17 protein-coding genes are annotated in these 17,990 nt (G+C 68.5%); 10 read left to right on the top strand and 7 right to left on the bottom strand.

What is annotated here, in order from left to right; translation table 11 throughout:
* The first annotated feature begins 5 nt into the window (after positions 1–5).
* A complete protein-coding gene (locus WC971_07845) occupies positions 6–1,019 on the top strand; it encodes a ferrochelatase (GenBank protein MFA5844725.1) in 1,014 nt (337 codons plus the stop codon).
* The gene (hemG, locus tag WC971_07850) at positions 1,016–2,491 is read left to right on the top strand and encodes a protoporphyrinogen oxidase (GenBank protein ID MFA5844726.1); all 1,476 of its coding nucleotides are present in this window, start codon (positions 1,016–1,018) and stop codon (positions 2,489–2,491) included. Before WC971_07845 ends, hemG begins: the two co-directional genes overlap by 4 nt.
* Here the strand turns inward: hemG and WC971_07855 are convergent.
* Positions 2,485–3,300, bottom strand: a complete 816-nt coding sequence (locus WC971_07855; GenBank protein MFA5844727.1) for an inositol monophosphatase family protein — start codon at positions 3,298–3,300, stop codon at positions 2,485–2,487. The genes hemG and WC971_07855 overlap by 7 nt on opposite strands.
* Before the next feature lie 55 nt (positions 3,301–3,355).
* Between WC971_07855 and WC971_07860 the strand changes: the two genes are divergently transcribed.
* Positions 3,356–5,269, top strand: a complete 1,914-nt coding sequence (locus WC971_07860; GenBank protein MFA5844728.1) for a transketolase — start codon at positions 3,356–3,358, stop codon at positions 5,267–5,269.
* Here the strand turns inward: WC971_07860 and WC971_07865 are convergent.
* From WC971_07865 to WC971_07885, 5 genes are all read right to left on the bottom strand, one after another.
* Positions 5,266–5,811 carry a hydrogenase maturation protease gene (locus WC971_07865; protein ID MFA5844729.1) on the bottom strand — a complete coding sequence of 182 codons (546 nt, stop codon included), beginning with the start codon at positions 5,809–5,811 and terminating at the stop codon, positions 5,266–5,268. The two genes, WC971_07860 and WC971_07865, sit on opposite strands and share 4 nt — an antisense overlap.
* A 97-nt stretch (positions 5,812–5,908) precedes the next feature.
* The gene (gene cybH / locus WC971_07870) at positions 5,909–6,550 is read right to left on the bottom strand and encodes a Ni/Fe-hydrogenase, b-type cytochrome subunit (protein ID MFA5844730.1); all 642 of its coding nucleotides are present in this window, start codon (positions 6,548–6,550) and stop codon (positions 5,909–5,911) included.
* Positions 6,551–6,633: 83 nt separating this feature from the next.
* Positions 6,634–8,193, bottom strand: a complete 1,560-nt coding sequence (locus WC971_07875) for a nickel-dependent hydrogenase large subunit (protein ID MFA5844731.1) — start codon at positions 8,191–8,193, stop codon at positions 6,634–6,636.
* Positions 8,190–9,329: a hydrogenase small subunit gene (locus tag WC971_07880; protein MFA5844732.1), complete on the bottom strand. Its 1,140-nt coding sequence runs from the start codon at positions 9,327–9,329 to the stop codon at positions 8,190–8,192. The genes WC971_07875 and WC971_07880 overlap by 4 nt, the downstream gene beginning before the upstream one ends.
* Before the next feature lie 460 nt (positions 9,330–9,789).
* Positions 9,790–10,485: an HAD family hydrolase gene (locus tag WC971_07885; GenBank protein ID MFA5844733.1), complete on the bottom strand. Its 696-nt coding sequence runs from the start codon at positions 10,483–10,485 to the stop codon at positions 9,790–9,792.
* A gap of 78 nt (positions 10,486–10,563) precedes the next feature.
* Here WC971_07885 and WC971_07890 point away from each other — a divergent pair, with 78 nt between their 5' ends.
* Positions 10,564–11,250, top strand: coding sequence for a Crp/Fnr family transcriptional regulator (locus tag WC971_07890; GenBank protein ID MFA5844734.1), 687 nt, complete (start codon positions 10,564–10,566; stop codon positions 11,248–11,250).
* Positions 11,251–11,349: 99 nt separating this feature from the next.
* Positions 11,350–11,577, top strand: coding sequence for a cytochrome b5 domain-containing protein (locus WC971_07895; GenBank protein ID MFA5844735.1), 228 nt, complete (start codon positions 11,350–11,352; stop codon positions 11,575–11,577).
* Here the strand turns inward: WC971_07895 and rlmD are convergent.
* Positions 11,574–12,920 carry a 23S rRNA (uracil(1939)-C(5))-methyltransferase RlmD gene (gene rlmD / locus WC971_07900; protein ID MFA5844736.1) on the bottom strand — a complete coding sequence of 449 codons (1,347 nt, stop codon included), beginning with the start codon at positions 12,918–12,920 and terminating at the stop codon, positions 11,574–11,576. The genes WC971_07895 and rlmD overlap by 4 nt on opposite strands.
* Positions 12,921–12,996: 76 nt before the next feature.
* Here rlmD and WC971_07905 point away from each other — a divergent pair, with 76 nt between their 5' ends.
* From WC971_07905 to WC971_07925, 5 genes are read left to right on the top strand one after another with little or no spacing between them, the layout of a single operon-like run.
* The gene (locus WC971_07905; protein MFA5844737.1) at positions 12,997–14,571 is read left to right on the top strand and encodes a PilT/PilU family type 4a pilus ATPase; all 1,575 of its coding nucleotides are present in this window, start codon (positions 12,997–12,999) and stop codon (positions 14,569–14,571) included.
* 14 nt (positions 14,572–14,585) lie between these two features.
* Positions 14,586–15,008 (top strand): OsmC family protein, encoded by a 423-nt coding sequence (locus tag WC971_07910; GenBank protein MFA5844738.1) that lies wholly within the window; start codon positions 14,586–14,588, stop codon positions 15,006–15,008.
* A gap of 38 nt (positions 15,009–15,046) precedes the next feature.
* On the top strand, positions 15,047–15,730 hold the full coding sequence (locus tag WC971_07915) for a glycosyltransferase family 2 protein (GenBank protein ID MFA5844739.1): 684 nt from the start codon (positions 15,047–15,049) through the stop codon (positions 15,728–15,730).
* Positions 15,727–16,407, top strand: a complete 681-nt coding sequence (gene bshB1, locus WC971_07920; protein MFA5844740.1) for a bacillithiol biosynthesis deacetylase BshB1 — start codon at positions 15,727–15,729, stop codon at positions 16,405–16,407. The genes WC971_07915 and bshB1 overlap by 4 nt, the downstream gene beginning before the upstream one ends.
* Before the next feature lie 9 nt (positions 16,408–16,416).
* Entirely contained in the window at positions 16,417–17,988 is a 1,572-nt protein-coding gene (locus WC971_07925; protein MFA5844741.1) for a hypothetical protein, read from the top strand.
* Positions 17,989–17,990 lie beyond the last annotated feature (2 nt).

The raw sequence follows: 17,990 nt of genomic DNA on the forward strand, positions 1-17,990 counted from the left end.
GCGCTGTGGGAAAGTCGACAGAGGGCGTTCTGCTGCTCGGGTTCGGCGGCCCCGACTCCGTGGAGGAGATCGGACCGTTCATGTGCGAGCTCATGGGGCGTGAGCCTTCGGAGGAGCTGCTCGCGCGCGTCCGAAAGCGCTACCTGACGATCGGCGGGAAGTCGCCGCTGCCCGAGATCGCGGCGGAGATCGCTTCCGCGCTCGAGACGGAACTGGGGAAGCGCGGGCATGCCGTGCCGGTCCGTGTCGGCATGCGCTACTGGTCTCCGTTCATCGGACAGACCCTTCGCGAGATGTACGACTCCGGCGTGCGGCGAGTCGTGACGGTCAGCCTGTCGCCGTTCGAATCCGCGGTCAGTTCGGGAGCGTACCGCGATGCCGTCACGGAGGCTCTGGCCGGTCTGCCGGGTATGGAGGCGGTCGAGTCTCGGACCTACCACGACGCTCCAGACTTCATCGGCCTTCTCGCGGGGGCGTCCGCGGACGCTCTCGAGCGTCTGGGCGAGGACTACCGCGAGCATGTCCTCGTCGTCTTCACGGCTCACAGTCTCCCGCTCTCCGACATCGCGGAGGACGGGACCTACGTCGTGCAACTCGAGGCGACCGCGCTCGCCACGGCCATCGCGCTCAAGCTCGGCCCCGCGACGGCTTTCAGGGGAGGCGAAGCGCTGCCCGGTATCGAGGCGTTCGGCGATCTGTCGACCGGTCGTCCGTGGCTCCTCGCATACCAGAGCAAGGGCCAGAAGCCGGGAGAATGGCTCGGCCCGGACGTCGAGGAAGTGATCGCCGCAGCTGCGGCGCAGGGTCTGACCGCCGTCGCCATTTGTCCGATCGGGTTCGTCACGGATCACATGGAGACGCTCTATGATCTCGACGTCGTGGCCGCGGGGGCGGCGCTCGACGCCGGGCTGGAGTCGGTCAGGGCAACGGTCCCCAACGCCCACCCGGACATGATCCGGGTGTTCGCGGAGGCCGTGGCGTCGCTGCTGTCGCCGAGTGGAGAAGGAAGGCCCGGATGAAGAAGGTAGTCGTCATCGGTGGCGGGGTCGCCGGCCTCGGCGCGGCGTTCAAGGTGAAGCGGGCGGCCGACGCGGGGAACGACGTCACGTTCACGTTGGTCGAGCGCGACCCCCGTCTAGGCGGGAAGATCGCCTCCGAGGTCACGGGGGACGGCTTCATCATCGACGGCGGTCCCGACTGCTTCCTCACGAGCAAGCCGGCGGTCCATCGCGTCGCGGAGCTGATGGGGATCGACAAGGACAAGATGCCCACCGATGACAGCCGCAAGAAGACCCTCATCCTGTCGCGGGGGAAGCTCTACGAGATGCCCGACGGGGTCATGATGTTCGCTCCGACGAAGTTCGTCCCGTTCGCCACGACGGGGCTGTTCACCTGGCCGGGTAAGATCCGCGCGGGGATGGACCTCTTCGTCCCGAAGAAGCGTGTCGTGGAAGGCGAACTTAACGACGAGACGCTCGAGCATTTCATCCTGCGCCGCATGGGGCGCGAGATCCTCGACCGGCTCGCCGAGCCCCTCGTGGGCGGCGTGCACGCGTCCGATCCTGCGGTCATGTCTCTCGCGGCTACCTTCCCGAACCTGCTCGACATGGAGCAGAAGTACGGCAGCATGGTCCGCGGCTTCCTGGCCGCCCGCAAGATGGTCGAGGCGATGAAGAAGAAGTACCCGCCCGACCCCGCGAATCCCAAGACGTTCTTCACGTCGTTCAAGCACGGCATGCAGGAGCTCACCGACACGCTGGCCGACGCGGCGGGCCGCGACAAGATACGCACGGGGGTCGCGGTCACGGCGATCAGCCGCTACGGGGACGCGTGGAGCGTCGCACTCTCCGACGGTTCGGTGGAGGCTTGCGACGCCGTGATCGTCGCGACCGAGTCCTGGGCGGCCGAGCCGCTGATGCGCCCGATCGACGAAGCGATCGCCGACGCGTTGGCGGGCATCCCGTCGTCGTCTTCCGCGACCGTCTCCGTCGGGTTCGATGAGGACCAGGTCGGCATCGACATGAACGCCTTCGGCGTGCTCTGCCCGCTCGTGGAGAAGCGCTCGCTGATGGCGGCGACCTACTCGTCGACGAAGTGGCCCGGCCGGGCGCCCGAGGGCAAGGTGCTCCTGCGCGGATTCGTGGGAGGACCCCACAACCAGGCGATCATGGAGCGCAGCGACGACGAGATAGGCGAGATCGTCCTCTCCGAGCTGCGCTCGATCCTCGGCGTCAAGGGCGAGCCCCTCTTCAAGAAGGTCTTCCGCTGGCACCTCGGGATGCCGCAGTACACGATGGGGCATCTCGACCGCGTGGCTACCGTCGAGGACCGCAGCGCCGACATCACCGGCCTCGCGCTCGCGGGGGGCAGCTACCGCGGTGTGGGGATACCGAACTGCATCGAGAGCGGCGAGCGGGCGGTGAGCAAGGTGCTCGGCGAGTGGGGCATCGACCTCGCTGAGGATCACGTCGAGGAGAAGCGCCGCTACTGACGCGCGAGAGCGCGAGTGATGCGATCGAGCATGAGTCCGTGGAGCGCGATCCCGCCGGCGGCCAGTATGTCGCCGGCGGCGGGCGTCCACTGTGCGCCGCGCATGTCGGTGACCACGGCGCCGGCCTCCCGCAGGATGACCACGCCCGCGGCGGTGTCCCACGGCTTGAGGCCGCCCTCCCAGTAGCCATCGCATCGTCCCGCGGCGACGTGGCAGCAATCGAGCGCCGCCGAACCGTCGCGGCGCACGTCGTGGACGTCGCGGATGAACGCCGAGAAGATCGCCATCTGCCTGTCGAGCGGCTCGCCACGGTCGTAAGGGAAACCGGTGACGAGCAGCGATCTCTCGAGCGGGGACGAGCCCGCCGGTCGGATCGGGGCGCCGTCGAGGGTCGCGCCCAGCCCGAGGGCGGCGGCGGCCGTCGTGGCGCCGGGGACGTCGCGTACCGCGCCCGCGACGGGCACACCGTCGCGGAGGCACGCGACCGAGACGGAGTAGCACGGGTATCCGTGCACGAACGAAGTCGTGCCGTCGAGCGGGTCGACTACCCACGTCTCGCCCTCGAAGATGTCGCCCTCGGGCACGCCGGTCGCCGCGAGTGCCTCGGGTTCCTCCACGACGACCCGTGCGCCCTCCGAGCGTTCGGCTATCGCGCGGACGACGGCGATCCCCGAGGCGATGTCCGCCTCGGTGACCAGGTCGAACCCGCTCGACTTGGAGCGTACGGCACCGAGGTCTCCCGCTCGCGCCAGAAGGATCGCGCCGCCCGCCTCCGCTGCGGCGACGGCGATGGACAGCAGCTCACGCATGGGGGTCCTCTCGGGTTCGGGTAGATTCAAGTGTACCCTTCCCGAGGAGGTCCGCGTGCTCCACGACGGCTTCGCGTCCGCCACGCTCGCCGAGCCGCTCGCGCGGGAGCTGGAGGAGAGCGCCCGTCGCTGCAGGGGCGCGGTGCTGACCATGACGACGCTCGCGGCGTCGGGTCATCCGGGCGGGTCGTTCTCCTCGATGGAGATCCTCACGCTGCTGTACTCCTTCGCCCGGCTGCGTCCCTCCGAGCCACGATGGGCCGATCGCGACCGGGTCATCGTCAGCCATGGTCACACGTCGCCGGGGGTCTACTCCGCTCTGGCGGCGGCCGGCTTCTTCGATATCGACGACGCCGTGGCCCACTTCCGGCAGGCGGGCAGCCCCTTCGAGGGACATGTGGAGCGGTCCGTCCCTGGAGTCGAATGGTCGACCGGGAATCTCGGCCAGGGTCTATCCGCGGGCGTGGGATCGGCTCTCGCCGCGCGTATGACGCGCGGAGGGTGGCGCACGTTCGTCGCGATGAGCGACGCGGAGCAGCACAAGGGGCAGGTCGGGGAGGCCCGCAGGCTCGCCGTGAAGGAGGGGCTCTCGGACCTGACGGTCGTGGTAGACCTCAACGGGATCCAGATCTCGGGGCGTACGCGCGACGTGCTCCCGGTCGACGTCGCCGCGGACTATCGCGCCGACGGATGGGGCGTCATCGAGGCGGACGGTCACGACGTCCGCGACCTCTACGCGGCGATCGCGTCCGCCGTCGCCGAGCATGCCCGGCCGGTCGCCGTGCTCGCGAGGACGGTCATCGGCAAGGGCGTTCCGTTCATGGAGGGAGACCCCGAGTATCACGGACGGGCCCTGAGCGAGGAAGAGTACGTCGACGCGATGACGGTCTTGGGTCTCGCTCCCGGGCTTCAAGCGGCGCGGGAGCGCAGGACATCGCCCTGGGTCACCGCCCCGGCGCTGGTGGCCGCCGACCATCCGGAGCTGAAGACTGGCAGCCCCAGGGAGTACGGCGCCGATCACCCCACCGACTGCAGATCGGCCTGGGGAGCCGCGCTCCTCGATATCGCACAGGCGTCGCCCGGCGTCCCTCTGGCCGTGCTCGACTGCGACCTGGCGGCCTCGGTGAAGACCGAGGCGTTCGCCATCGCCCGGCCGGAGTCCTTCGTGGAGTGCGGAGTGGGGGAGCACAACGCCGCGACGGTGGCGGGAGCGCTGGCGGTGAACGGAGTGGCGGCGTTCTGGTCGGATTTCGGTGTCTTCGGTATCGACGAGGTCTACAACCAGCAGCGGCTCAACGACATCAACGGAGCTCCCGTCCGTCTGGCGGTCACGCACTGCGGTCTCGACGTCGGGGAGGACGGTCGCACTCACCAGTGCGTGGACTATGTCGGTACGCTGCGCAATCTGTTCGGCTGGCGCGTCATCGTCCCGGCGGATGCCGACCAGACCGACCGGGCCGTGCGCGCCATGGTCGCTTTCGATGGCCCCGTGGCACTGTGCGTGGGACGCTCGAAGCTTCCCGCGGTGCTCATGGCGGACGGCAGCCCGGCGTTCGGAGGGGACTGGGAGTTCCGCTACGGCGCCATCGACCGTGTCCGCGATGGGACCGACGCGTACGTGCTGGCGATGGGGACGCCCGTCGGGGCGGCGATCGCGGCGGCCGACGCGTTGCGTGCGGCCGGGGTCTCCGTCGCGGTCGGTGTCACCGCGAGTCCTCTCGAACTCGACGAAGCGGAGATGGAGTTCGCCGCTCGCGCCGGTCTGCTCGTCACGGTCGAGGACCACAACGTTCGCACCGGGCTGGCGGCCAGCGTCGCCGAGTGGCTCGCGCTTTCGGGAAGGACCGCGCGGCTGTTGCGCATCGGAGTCGAGGGATATGCGACGTCGGGGAGATCCGCCGACGTGCTCGCACGTTCGGGGCTCGACGCCGGCGGCATCGCTGCGGTACTCAAGACGGCGCTTCTCTAGTCGTCGCCCCTGCGGACGGCGCGAAGCACCGCTGCCCCGTCAGCGTCGCCGGCGCACTCCACCGGGACGATCCCGCGCTCGGCGAGGACGGCGAGGACGGCATCGACTGCCGCAGGCACCGCGGCGGCTACCTCGGGTGAGAGCCCTATCTCCGGGCCGCCGATGTCGCGGGCCTGCACCCCGACGAAGGTCGCCTGGGGCCGGGCGCCGATCAGTTCGGCCGCCTGCAGGACGTCGATGAGCCGGACGTCGTGCAGCGAGTGCATCACCTGGTTCCCCGCGACGTCCTCCGCGGCGACGCGCACGACCGTTCCGGGAGGCTCGCCGGTCCCGTCGACCGCGTCGACCACGAGCAGGAAGTCGCATTCGCGGAAGAGGTTGAGGATGCCCATCCCCATCGTTCCCGCGTCGATCACGCGGACGTGATCGGGGAACTCGAACCGCGAGAGGAGCTCCTCGGTGACGCGGGGGCCTATCCCTTCGTCGCGGCAGAGCGGGTTGCCCACCCCCATGACGGTGATCCGCTCGGGAGCTGAAGTCACGGCGTTCCTCCTCCCTGTGGTCTCGTGTGCGGGTCCGATGAAGAGCCGGGCCCCGGGATGTCCCGGGGCCCGGCCGGTCGTGCGATGGCGCGTGGTGCTAGTGCTCCTTCGCCGGAGTCTCCTTCTGGAAGAACATGAGCGGCAGAGCCTCGATGTCCTCCGCGAGAGACAGGTAGACGTGGATCATGGTGATCAGGATGAAGACCCACATGATGAAGAAGTGGATCTCCCGCATGATCATCAGCCCACCGACGAGGCTCGTGCCCCACGAGAAGAACGTCATCCGGGCCGCTGGGCCGTAGATGGCGAATCCGGTGTAGCCCTGTGCGATCAGTAACGGGATCATCGCCAGGTACGCCGTCTTCTGCATGGGATTGTACTTGCCCGAGATCGGATGGGTCTTGCGCAGGAAGAGGTAGTACTTGATGGTCTCGAAGAACTGACCCTTGTTCTCCTCCTGGAATCCCCAGTTCTTGCGGTCCCTCGCGATCTCGCGCGTCCCCTTCGTCAGCGTCGAACCGCCACCCATGAACGCCCAGTAGATGCGGCAGACGAGGGTGATCAACACGACGTACATGAAGATGAAGTGGAGCGTCCTCATGAGTTCCATGTTGCCGTTGAAGAAGGGCTTGTGGATGTAGAAGCCCGTGAAGCCGAGGGCGACCATGCTGATCAGGTGCGACCAGTGCATGAGCGTCGCCGGCAGGGGATGGGCTTCCCTGTATGCTCCGTGGGACATACGCATCACAACCCGACGGGCTTGGAGAGGACTGTCGCCTGCTTCTTCGTCTTGGGTTCAAACACGTGAACCCCGCACCCGATTCAAGGATCGAAGCTATGTACGATGCGCAACGCTTCGAGCGGCTTGGTCGGGTCCTCGACGGGAGCGCCGACGAGCGCTTCCTCCAGCGGACCGCGCTGGCCGTCCTTGTCGCGCGGGGACATGTCCCACGTCGACGGGGCGATGACCTGGTAGCGGTCTATCTTGCCGCCCTTGACGGTCACCCAGTGTCCGAGAGCGCCGCGAGGCGCCTCCCAGAGGCCTACGCCTTCGCCGTCGGTGGCGTCGCTGGTCTCGAAGAACTTCGAGTCCCCGCCCTTGATCGCGGCGACGAGATCGTTGACCCAGCCGAGGGCCTTGTCGGCGATGTACTTCGCCTCGAGGTTACGGGCCGCGACGCGGCCGAGCAGCGAGAGAAGCACTTCCGGCTTGCCCGCGACGCCGAGCGCCGCGAGTGTGCTGTCGACGAGCTCCTTGATCTCGGGAACGCCCGAGACGTATCCGACGAGCATGCGGGAGAGCGGGCCGACCTCCATGGGCTTGCCGTCGTAGCGCGGCGCCTTCACCCAGGAGTACTTGTCGTCGACGTTGTAGTCCTTGTACTCCATCTTCGTGACGCCCTTGGCCGGATTCAGATTGCCGGAGTCGGACGTGAACCAGGAGTGGTCCACGTACTCCATGATCTTCGTCGGATCGGCCTCGAGGACGGATAGCTGACCGCCCATGATGACGCCACGAGGCAGGGCGCGCTTCTTCGGGTCCATCGACTCGTCGTCGAAGACACCCCACGCGAGGTGGTTCCCGACGCCCTTGCCGTACGTCGCGGCGTCGATGTAGAACGGGGCGATGGCGAGGGTGTCCGGGATCATGGTGTTCGTGATCCAGTCGCGGACCTTCGTGAAGCGGAAGAGTATGTCGTCGAGCTTCTCCTCGGTGGGGACCCACACGGTCCCGCCGGGAAGCGACGTCATGAAGTGCGGGAACTTGCCGCCCATCACGGCGATGATCGCTGCGGCCTCGGCCTGGATCTCCAGGGCCTCGAGGTAGTGCGCGACGGCGATCAGGTTGAGTTCGGGCGGAAGCTTCATAGCGGGGTGGCCCCAGTAGCCGTTCGTGAAGATCGACAACTGGCCGCCCTCGACGAACTTCTTGACGCGGGTCTGGACTGCGCCGAAGTCGGCGACGCTCGTTCCCGCCTTACTCGCGAGAGCATACGTGTCGGCGATGTCCGCTGAGAGCGCGGAGACCACGTCGACGTAGTCGAGCGCGGTGAGCGTGTAGAACCACAGCACGTGGCTGTGGAGTGACTCGGCCGCCTCGATGAGGTTGCGGATGATCCGCGCGTTGTTCGGGATCTTGATGTTCAGCGCGGCCTCCGAGCCCATCGTGGAGGCGTGACCATGTGAGATGGGGCAGACGCCGCAGATGCGCTGCGCGACGTAGAACGCGTCGGCAGGTTCGCGGCCCTGCAGGACCGTCTCCATGCCACGGTAGAGGCCGCCGGACGCCCAAGCGTCCTTGACCTTCCCGCCCTCGACTTCGATCTCTACGCGGAGATGACCTTCGATGCGGGTGACTGGATCGATGACTGCACGAGTCACTGGTTATCGCCTCCCTTCGCGCTCTTCTTCTGCTTCTCCATGGGAGCACCGTGCCCCATGCGGCCCGTCGCGACCTGGGCGACGCCGTGGACTACGAGACCCGCGGCGGCGACAGCGCCGAGCGCCGCGCCGATGGTGTCGGGCTTCACGCCGCCGATACCCGGCAGCGGGATGTCGGCCAGCCGGTTGAGGAACGGAGCGTCCCTGTCGACCCAGTTCAGGTTGCCGCAGCCGATGCATGGGCTGCCGGACTCGACACACCAGTTGACACGGCGGTTCCAGCGCACGTTCGGGCAGTTCGTCTTCGTCTGGGGGCCCTTGCAGCCGACCTTGTAGAGGCACCACTGCTTGGCTTCCTCGGGCGTGCCGAACGTCTCGACGAACTCGCCGTTCTCGAAGTGACCGCGACGCGGGCAGTTGTCGTGGATCGTCGACCCGTAGATGAGCGTCGGGCGACCCTCTTCGTCCAGTTCAGGGAGCTTGCCGATGAGAAGCGCGTCGACGACCATCGCGACGATCCACTCGGGGTTCACGGGACAGGTCGGGAGGTTGATGAGCGGGACTTCACCGAAGCCGAGCTCCGCCGCGACCTGCTTGACGCCGGTGGCGTTCGCGGGGTTCGGTGCGGCCTTCACCCAGCCGCCGTCGACCGCGCACGAACCGACCGCGATGATGGCGTCCGCGTTCGAGCAGACGTCCTTGAGGTGTTCCGTGCCGGTCTTGCCGGCGATGCGAAGGGTGTTGCCGTCGGCGCCCTGCATAACGGAGCCCTCGATGATGGCGATGTAGCCGCCCTTGTCGATGGTGTCCTTCTTTGCCTGCTCGGCTTGTTCACCTGCGGCGGCCATGACCGTCTCGAAGTAGTTGAGTGAGAGAAGGTCCAGCACGATCGAGGCTACGTCGGGATAGTCGACCTGTGCGATCGACTCGGTGCAGCCCGTGCACGAACCTAGGTTGAGCCAGATAGCCGGCTTGAGCGCGGCGCCCTTCTCGATCGCCGCGGCGATCTGCGGAGCGGCCATCTCGGACAGCCCGAGCATCGCCGCGAGGGTGCCACAGTACTTGACGAAGTCACGCCGGGTCACCCCGCGTGCCGCGAGCGCATCGTCGAGGACGCTTCGCGTCTCTTGCGCCATACCATACACCTCCTTGGATGCGTTCCTGCTGACAGTACGTTCGGGACCGCGACGGCGGTCCGGTTCGGCGGTACCGCTATCGGCATCCTCCTCTCAGGCGGAAAGACCCGGGGATCGTCCTGGACGGGATCTCAGGCCGCGCGCCACCCGGGAGGGTCGCGCCGGCCGATGCCGGAAGGTGGACGCGGGCAGAGGCGCCCGAGGGGGAAGCCCAGGTGGGTCGGGAGCAGGAGCGGGAGTCTCGACTTGGACGCGCCGGAAAGGCAGTCGACGTGGCGGTGAGCCCCGACTCCGGGCGAACGCACGTGAGTGCGTGACTGTCCATAGCCCCCTCAGACCACACAGCTTTCACCGGACAGCAGGCAGCCAGCTGCGACGGCAGGCCGGCACCCACCGACAACTATCTTACGAGTCGCCGACAGGCATGCCAACACATTCTTCCCCCATAGGGAGCCGGTTTTCACGCACCGAGGAACGGGAGTGCGTCCGAGAGTCCGTCGAGGTCCCCGTGCATGTCGGCCTCGACGAGGTCGCCACCGACGTACCAGGTGCTCATGCCCGTCGCGGATGCCGGCAGATCGAGGGACGCGTCGTCGCCGACCATGAGGCACTCCTCCGGAGAGGTCCCGAGCATCGACGCCGTCTGGAGGAAGTACTCCGGGCGCGGCTTGCACGCGCGCATGACCTCGTACGTCGTGATCGCGTCGAAGGGCAGGTCCGCGAGTCCCGCCCAGGCGAGACGGTGCTCCACGGCTATCCGAGGGAAGATCGGGTTGGTCGCGACCGCCACACGCAGGCCCAGCCCGAGGGCCGTCTCCACGACCCTCCGCGCTCCCGGGGCGGGTCCGGCGTCCCCCCGAAGACCGGGGAACGTCTCCCGGTAGAAGTCCTCGAAGACACCCCAGTGCACGCCGAGGTCGACGCCGGTGCGAAGGAGGAAGTCCGAGAAGAACACCTCGCGGTTCGTCAGGCCGGGGTGATCCGCGAACATGGCCTGCGTCGACCTGGAGATGGCGGCGATGGCGTCCGCACCGTCTCCGAGACCGGGGACCATGGCGGCGCTGCCGCGCAGAGCGGTGAAGTAGCGCGCTAGGAACCCGTCGAGGTCCAGGTCGAGCAACGTCCCGTCAAGGTCGAAGAGGATGGCTCGCATCATGGGTGGAAGGATGCGGTAAAGTGTGCTCGATGTCACGCCGATAGGGGACACATGGAACCTGTCGATCAAGAGACACGGGTGGATGTCGGCGTAGTCGTCGCCAAACTTCGGACGCTGCCGCTCTTCGCCGAGCTCTCTCCTGCCGATCTGGCGGCTCTCGCCGGGCTCGTGACGTACCATCGCCTCCCCAAGGGGGCGATCATCGTGGCGCAGCACGAGCGAGGGTCTTCGATGTATCTCCTCGTCTCCGGACGGGTGAAGGTCTCGCTCGCGGCGCCCGACAACAGGGAGCTCGCTCTGAGCTTCCTCGACGCTCCCGCGCACTTCGGTGAGATGAGCCTGGTCGACTCGGAGCCGAGGTCGGCCGACGTCACGGCGATGACCAACGTCGAAGTGCTCCAGATCGACGGGAAGGACCTCTCCGCGGCGATACAGCTGCAGCCCAGATTGGCGCTCTCGCTGATCGCGACGCTCTCGCGCCGGCTGAGGCAGACCATCTCGCGCCTGGAGGACCTGGTCTTCCACGACGCGACGCATCGCGTGATGCGCGTGCTGCTGAACGTGGCCACCGCTTCGTACGAGACCTGCGGCGTGCCGGTGATCGGCGGGATGACGCAGTACCAGATCGCTACGCTCGCGGGCACGTCTCGCGAGACGGTCAGCCGGGCGGTGTCCGCGCTCGGCAAGGAGGGCGTCCTCGCCACGAAGGGCCGTCGGATCGTCGTCGACATCGTCCGGCTGCGCGAGCGTCTCGAGACCGACTGATCGTTCGGGACGCGTCGGGTCCTCCTCCCGCGGGGGATAGACCCCCTATGGGTCCGCGCTGGCGACGGCGGACGTCCGAAGGATCACGGGAGGCCCCACATGAAGGAGTTCACTGCCGAGGAGCTGGCGGGTTTCGACGGCAAGGACGGTCGTCCGGTCTACGTCGCGTACAAGGGTGTCGTCTACGACCTCTCCGACAGCACGATGTGGCTCGAAGGCGAACATGGCGACACGCACTTCGCGGGCGTCGACCTCACGGTCGAGCACGAGGACGCTCCGCACGACGCCCTGGTGACCGACTTCCCCGAGGTCGGGAAGCTCGTCTAGGCCCGTTCGAGCAAGGCGACCGTCTCGACGTGATACGTCTGCGGGAAGAGGTCGACCGGAACGGCAGACGCCAGCCGGTAGCCCGACTCCGCGAGCCGCGCGACATCGCGTGCTAGCGTGGTCGGGTCGCACGAGACGTAGACGATCCGCCCCGGCCGTGCCGCGACGAGCGCGCGCAGCGCGTCCGGGCGCATGCCCGCGCGAGGCGGGTCGACGACCGCGGCGTCGAAGACACCCAGTTCGGACAGGGCGCGGGCGGCGTCGCCCGGAGCGACCTGGGCCTTCAGGTCGTTCTCTTGCAGGTTGCGCCGCAGGTCGCGCACCGCGCTGCCGCCTGACTCCACGGCCACGACGGAGCCCGCCGCGGCCGCCAGCGGGAGAGTGAACGTCCCGACTCCCGCGTAGAGGTCGAGGACCCGGTCCGAGCCGTCCGCAGCGAGGCGCTCGAGCACGATCGCGACGAGCCGCTCGGCGGCCATCGTGTTGACCTGGAAGAACGAAGGCGCGGAGACGAGGTACGGACGCCCGGCGAGCCTCTCGCGCCATGCCCCGGGTCCGGCGAGGACCTCCACTCGCGAGACCGCGCGAGCGGACGTCGGGCCCTTCGTCAGGACGTGCGTGACGGTCGTCGCTCCGACCGCGGTGGCGATGGTGCCCGCCGCGGCGTGTCTGGGGAAGGGCCCCGGCGGGCCCCAGAGGTCGACGGCGACGTCGGGGGAGTGACGCGCGACGCGCAGGGAGACCCTCTCGATGCCGAGGCCGTGACGGCCCGCGAGGTACCTGAGCGCACCGCGCAGCGCACGCGGGGCGCCCTCCCGGTTCTTCGGAAGCAGGAGGCATGCGTCGACGGGGACGAACCCGTCGCCCTGGCGAGGAGCGAACCCCAGGGAGAGGCGGCCGTCCTCGGCGGCGCCGACGGTGAGTTCGACGCGGTTCCGGTAGCCGAGGGCGGGTCCGGCGTCGACGACGTCCTCCACGACCTCGCCCGTGACATGCCCGATCCGGGTGAGCGCCTCGGCGACGGCTCTCGTCTTCGCCGCGAGTTGCACGGCTGCTGAGACGTGCTGCCACTGACAGCCGCCGCACGTCCCGAAGTACGGGCAAGGTGGGACGACCCGCTCGGGCGAGGCCTGCACGATCTCGAGGACTTCTCCGATCACGTACCGGCCTCGGTCGGAGACGACCTTGGCCGTGACCACATCTCCGGGGCAAGCCCCGCTGAGGAAGACCGCACGACCATCGGCGGCGTGGGCGACCGCGTCACCGCCGTACGCGAGGCTCTCGACGGTAAGACGCATCGGATCGTCCATCGGGTCCTTCCGGTTGCCGACCGTGCCGGTCACGGTCCATCATACGGTATCGGGCGCGCCGCGCCCCGTGCGGGGGCCGCAGGCCCCGAACGAGGAGGTTGGGCGTCCCGTGGGGGAGAGCAGGATACTGATCGTCCACGACGACATGGGCCTCGTCGAGACTCTGAAGAACGCGATCGAGCAGGCCTTGCCGGGTTCGGAGGTCGCGTCCGCGATCTCCGCTCCACGCGCTCTCGGTCTGTGCATGAGCACCCCTCCGGACCTCGTGATAGTCGATGGGGACCTGACGGGGATGGACGGATACACGTTCACGAAGCAACTCCTGGAGGAAGAGGGCTGCTCCGGCGTCAAGGTCATCATCCTGGCCGAGAGCCCCACCGAGGCCTCGGCGCTCAAGGCGCGGCAGTCTGGAGCCGCGGCGCATCTCTCGCAGGCGGCGGACACGACGACGGTCGTCGAGAAGGTCGCGTCGCTCCTCTCGGTCGCCGCGGAGACCCCGCAAGCGCCCGTCGAGACTCCGCTTCCCGAGCCCGTCGGCGGCTACGGCGTGGCAGGGCCGCCCAGCGGAGTGCCGGTCGGGGCGGTCCAGGTGGGCAGCGCCGTGCCCGGAGGCGACGCCCCGGTCGTCGACGACCTCCTCCGCGAGATGGTCGACCGCGGCGGCTCGGACCTGCACATCGCGGTCGGTAGCGCTCCGGGCTTCCGCATCCGCGGCGAGCTCATACCGGTCGACGGGGCGAAGACGCTCACGCCGCGCGACACGCAGGACATGATCCTCAACCTGCTCTCCGAGGAGCAGCGACGTCGCTTCGAGACGGAGCTCGAGCTCGATTTCGCCTACAGCATCCCCGGACTCTCGCGATTCCGCGCCAACGTCTACCAGCAGAGGGACACCATGGCGGCCGTCTTCCGCGTGGTCCCCATCGCCGTCCCGACGCTCGAGGAGCTGGGGCTGCCGAAGGTCTGCAAGTTCCTCGCGGACAGGCCGCGAGGCCTGGTCCTCGTGACCGGTCCGACGGGCGCCGGCAAGTCGACGACGCTGGCGGCGATGATCGACCACATCAACGCGACGCGTCCGCTGCACATCGTCACCCTCGAGGACCCGATCGAGTTCATGCACAAGAACCAGAAGGCGTACGTCTCGCAACGCGAGATCGGCGAGGACACGCATTCGTTCGCGGGCGCGCTCAGGCGGGTGCTGCGACAGGACCCCGACGTCATCCTCGTCGGAGAGATGCGCGACCTCGAGACGATCTCCGCGGCCATCACGGCGGCGGAGACGGGCCACCTCGTGCTGGCGACCCTGCACACGACCGGCGGTCCCGCGACCGTCGACCGCATCATCGACGTCTTCCCTCCACACCAGCAGATGCAGGTGCGCATGCAGCTCGCCGGCACCTTGGAGGGCGTCCTGTCGCAGGTGCTGTTGCGCAGCACGGACGGTCGCTCCCGCGTTCTGGCGATGGAGATCATGCTCGGCGTGCCGGCGATCAGCAACCTCATCCGCGAGGGGAAGACGCACCAGATGCCGACGATCATCCAGGGCGGCGCCGCGCTGGGCATGCAGACGCTCGACCAGCACCTGAAGACCCTGCTGCAGGCGGGCAAAGTCACGTACGAGGAGGCCATAAGCAAGGCTCAGAACCCGCGGGAACTCGCGGCCATGGTCGGCCGGAAGATATAGGGTACATAGCCGGCGTGGACACCGTCATCGTCAGATGGAACGGCGGAAGGCGCTTCGTCGGCTGGGACGAGGCCGGCCACGGCGTCGTCATGGACTCGCCGAAGGAATACCACGGCGACGGTTCGGGCGCGCGTCCCCTCGAACTCGCCCTCTACGCCCTCGGCGGATGCACGGGCATCGACGTCATCTCGATCCTGGCCAAGCAGCGCCAGGACGTGCGCGACTTCGAGGTGCGTGTCACCGCCGGCCAGCGCGAGGAGCAGCCGCGCATCTATACCGAGGTAGCGGTCGAGTACGTCGTGACGGGACACGACGTCAATCCCGCGTTCCTCGAGCGCGCGGTCGCGCTCTCCGAGGAGAAGTACTGCTCGGTTCGGGGGATGTTCGGACCGCAGGTCCGGATCACGTCCTCCTGGCGCGTCGTCGAAGCCGAGTAGGGCAGGGGCAGCGGCGCGCGGTGTCCGATGCCGTCATCATGCCCGTCCATGACGAGGCGCCCACGGTGTGCGAGGTCCTCGATGCCGTGCGGGAGGAGTTCGCGGGGCTGGTCATCGTCGTCGACGACGGCTCCACAGATGGTAGCGCGGAGATCCTTGCGCACCGCCATGACATCGTCCTCGTGACGCACCCGGGCAACCTCGGCTACGGGCGCTCGCTCATCGACGGGTTCGCGCTCGCGCGCTCGGCGGGGGCCCGCCGCGTGCTGACGATGGACTGCGACGGACAGCACGAGCCCGCCCACATCGCGGCGTTCCTCGCGGCGATCGATTCGGGTGCGGACATCGTGTCGGGCAGCCGCTACCTGCCCGAGAGCGTCGCGATCGGGGAGACCCCCGGCCAGCGCCGCGAGGTCAACGAGCGGGTCGCGACCGAGGTGAACGCCGTCACGGGCTGGGGCATCACCGACGCGTTCTGCGGCTTCAAGGCGTACCGCGCCGGGATGCTGGACTGTCTCGACCTGTCCGAGCCAGGGTATGCCATGCCCATGGAGCTGTGGGCGAAGGCGTGGAGGTGCTCCGCTAGAGTGCGGGAACTGCCGGTGGAGCGGATCTACTCCGATGCGGACCGCTCGTTCGGTGAGGACCTGGACGATCCGGAGAGGCGATTCGCCTACTACTTGCGCGTTTGGCGCGATGCCCTTGGGAAGGACGAAGGATGATCGACGCGCTGTGCGTCGGGGCTCACCCCGACGACGTCGAGATAGGGATGGGCGGCACGGTAGCGGGCATGGTACGCCGCGGACTGGAGGTCGCGATCGTCGACCTCACGGACGGCGAGCCCACACCCGCGGGCTCTTCCGAGACGCGCGCGAAGGAGTCCGCCGCGGCGGCGGCCGTCCTCGGCGCACGCCGCCGCACCCTCGACCTCCCGAACCGCTCGCTCTTCGACGGAGTGGCGGAGCGCACGGCGCTGGCCGAGGTCATACGCGAGTTGAAGCCCCGGCTGCTCTTCCTGCCGTATCCCGAAGACGCGCATCCCGACCATGTCGCCGCCGCGGCGATAGGGGAGGCTGCCCGCTTCTGGGCGAAGTTCGTGAAGACGGAGATGTCCGGGGAGCCTCACTATCCGGAGAAGGTCTACCACTACTACGCCGTCCACCTGCGGCTGCTCAAGAAGCCGGCGTTCGTCGTGGATATCTCGCCCGACCTCGCGGCGAAGATGGATGCCCTGCGATGCTACGCGTCGCAGTTCTCCGCCAATCCCCGCAACGCCGAGGTGCTGCCGACGATGGAGATGATGGCCCGCTCGTGGGGCGCTCTCATCGGCACAGCCGCCGGTGAGCCGTTCTTCTGTCGCGAAGAGATCGGCGTAGCCCGCGTCGAGGACCTGGTCTAGGCACGCGCGATGGTCCACGCCAAGGGCACCACCCCGCAAGGTCACGGCGAGCTGCTCACCGTGCCGCCGTACGTCGAGTGGGCCGCGCTCGCCCGTGCGAACGCGCGTGTCGCGGCAGCGCTCGACGTGCGGATCGCGGGCGTTCCGGCGCGCGAGCTGCGCGCGGAAGCTCGCGAGACCGCGCTCGCGGCGGCCGCTGAGTTCTCGCGGTACCTAGGCGTCGAGGTGACGAGCGGCGCGGGGGCCGGCGCGCCGCTCGTGATGACCGGCCACCAGCCGCAGCTCTACCACCCCGGTGTCTGGGCGAAGGTCTTCCTGTTGCAGCGTCTCGCACAAGAGATCGGGGGCACGGGCATCGACCTTGTCGTCGACTCGGACGGTTTCGACGCGGTCGAGCTGACCGCTCCGTGTCTTCGCCCGGAGATCGAGCGATGCCGCCAGTACCTCGCGATCGGCGGCACGGATGCCTGCTACGCATGCTCTCCGGTGCCCTCGCTGGCGGACATCGAGACCTTCCGCGTGGCTGGGGAGCAGATGCTCTCGACCCTGCCCGCCCCGGCCCTGCCGAGGCATTTCGGCGCTTTCTGCGACGCGCTGGCATCGGCGAACACAGATGCGCGCAATCTCGCGGAACTCGTCACCTTCGCGCGCAGACGTTACGAAGCGAGCGCCGGGACGACGTACCTGGAGCTTCCCGTGACCGAGGAGGCCGTCACGGCACCGTTCCGGCGCTTCGCCGTGTCGCTGCTCGGGGAGGCCGAGCGGTTCGCACTGGCGTACAACGAAGCGCTCGCGGCGTACCGCGCGGCGAATCGCGTGCGCTCGGTCGTGCAGCCGTTCCCGGACCTGACGTTCGACGGCGATCTCGTGGAGACGCCTTTCTGGCTGGTGGGTGAGCGTGGGCGCACGGCCGTGTGGGCGCGTCAGGGCGACGTGACGGAACTGCTCGCCGGCGGCGAGGTCGTTTGCCGGCTGCCCGCCGACCCCGATGCGGCCGTCACCGCTCTCGAGGAGTCGGGTGTCCTGCTCGCGCCGAAGGCCGTCGTACTCACCGCATATCAGCGACTGCTCGTCGCGGATCTGTTCATCCACGGTGTAGGCGGAGGGCGCTACGACCGCGTGACCGACGACGTGGTCCGCCGCTTCTTCGGTGTGGACCTTCCGCCCTTCGTGGTGGCGTCGCTGACCGTCCAGCTCCCGCTGGGTGCGAGCGTGGTCGGCGACCGCGAGGTGGAGGAGGCCGAGAGGCGCGTGCAGACGGCGGAGCACAACCCCGACCGTCTGCTCGACGAGGTGGAGTTCGACGACGAGGCCGAGCGTGAGCGGGCCGAAGCGCTCGCTGAGGAGAAGGCGCGGCTCGTCGCCGCGATCGAACAGCCGGGAGCGGACCGCAAGGCGCTGGGCGCGGCGATCCGAGACGCGAACGCCGGGCTCGCGGACGTGCTCGCGCCGCTGGTGGCGGAGGCGCGCTCGCGCGCCGAGGACCTGCGCGCGCGCCGCGACGCGGCGGACATCCTCACCGACCGCACCTACCCGTTCTGCCTCTGGAGCCCACAGGAGATCCAGGACAAGGTGGGGTAACG

The organism is Coriobacteriia bacterium, from assembly GCA_041658765.1.
Lineage (GTDB): Bacteria > Actinomycetota > Coriobacteriia > Anaerosomatales > JBAZZO01 > JBAZZO01.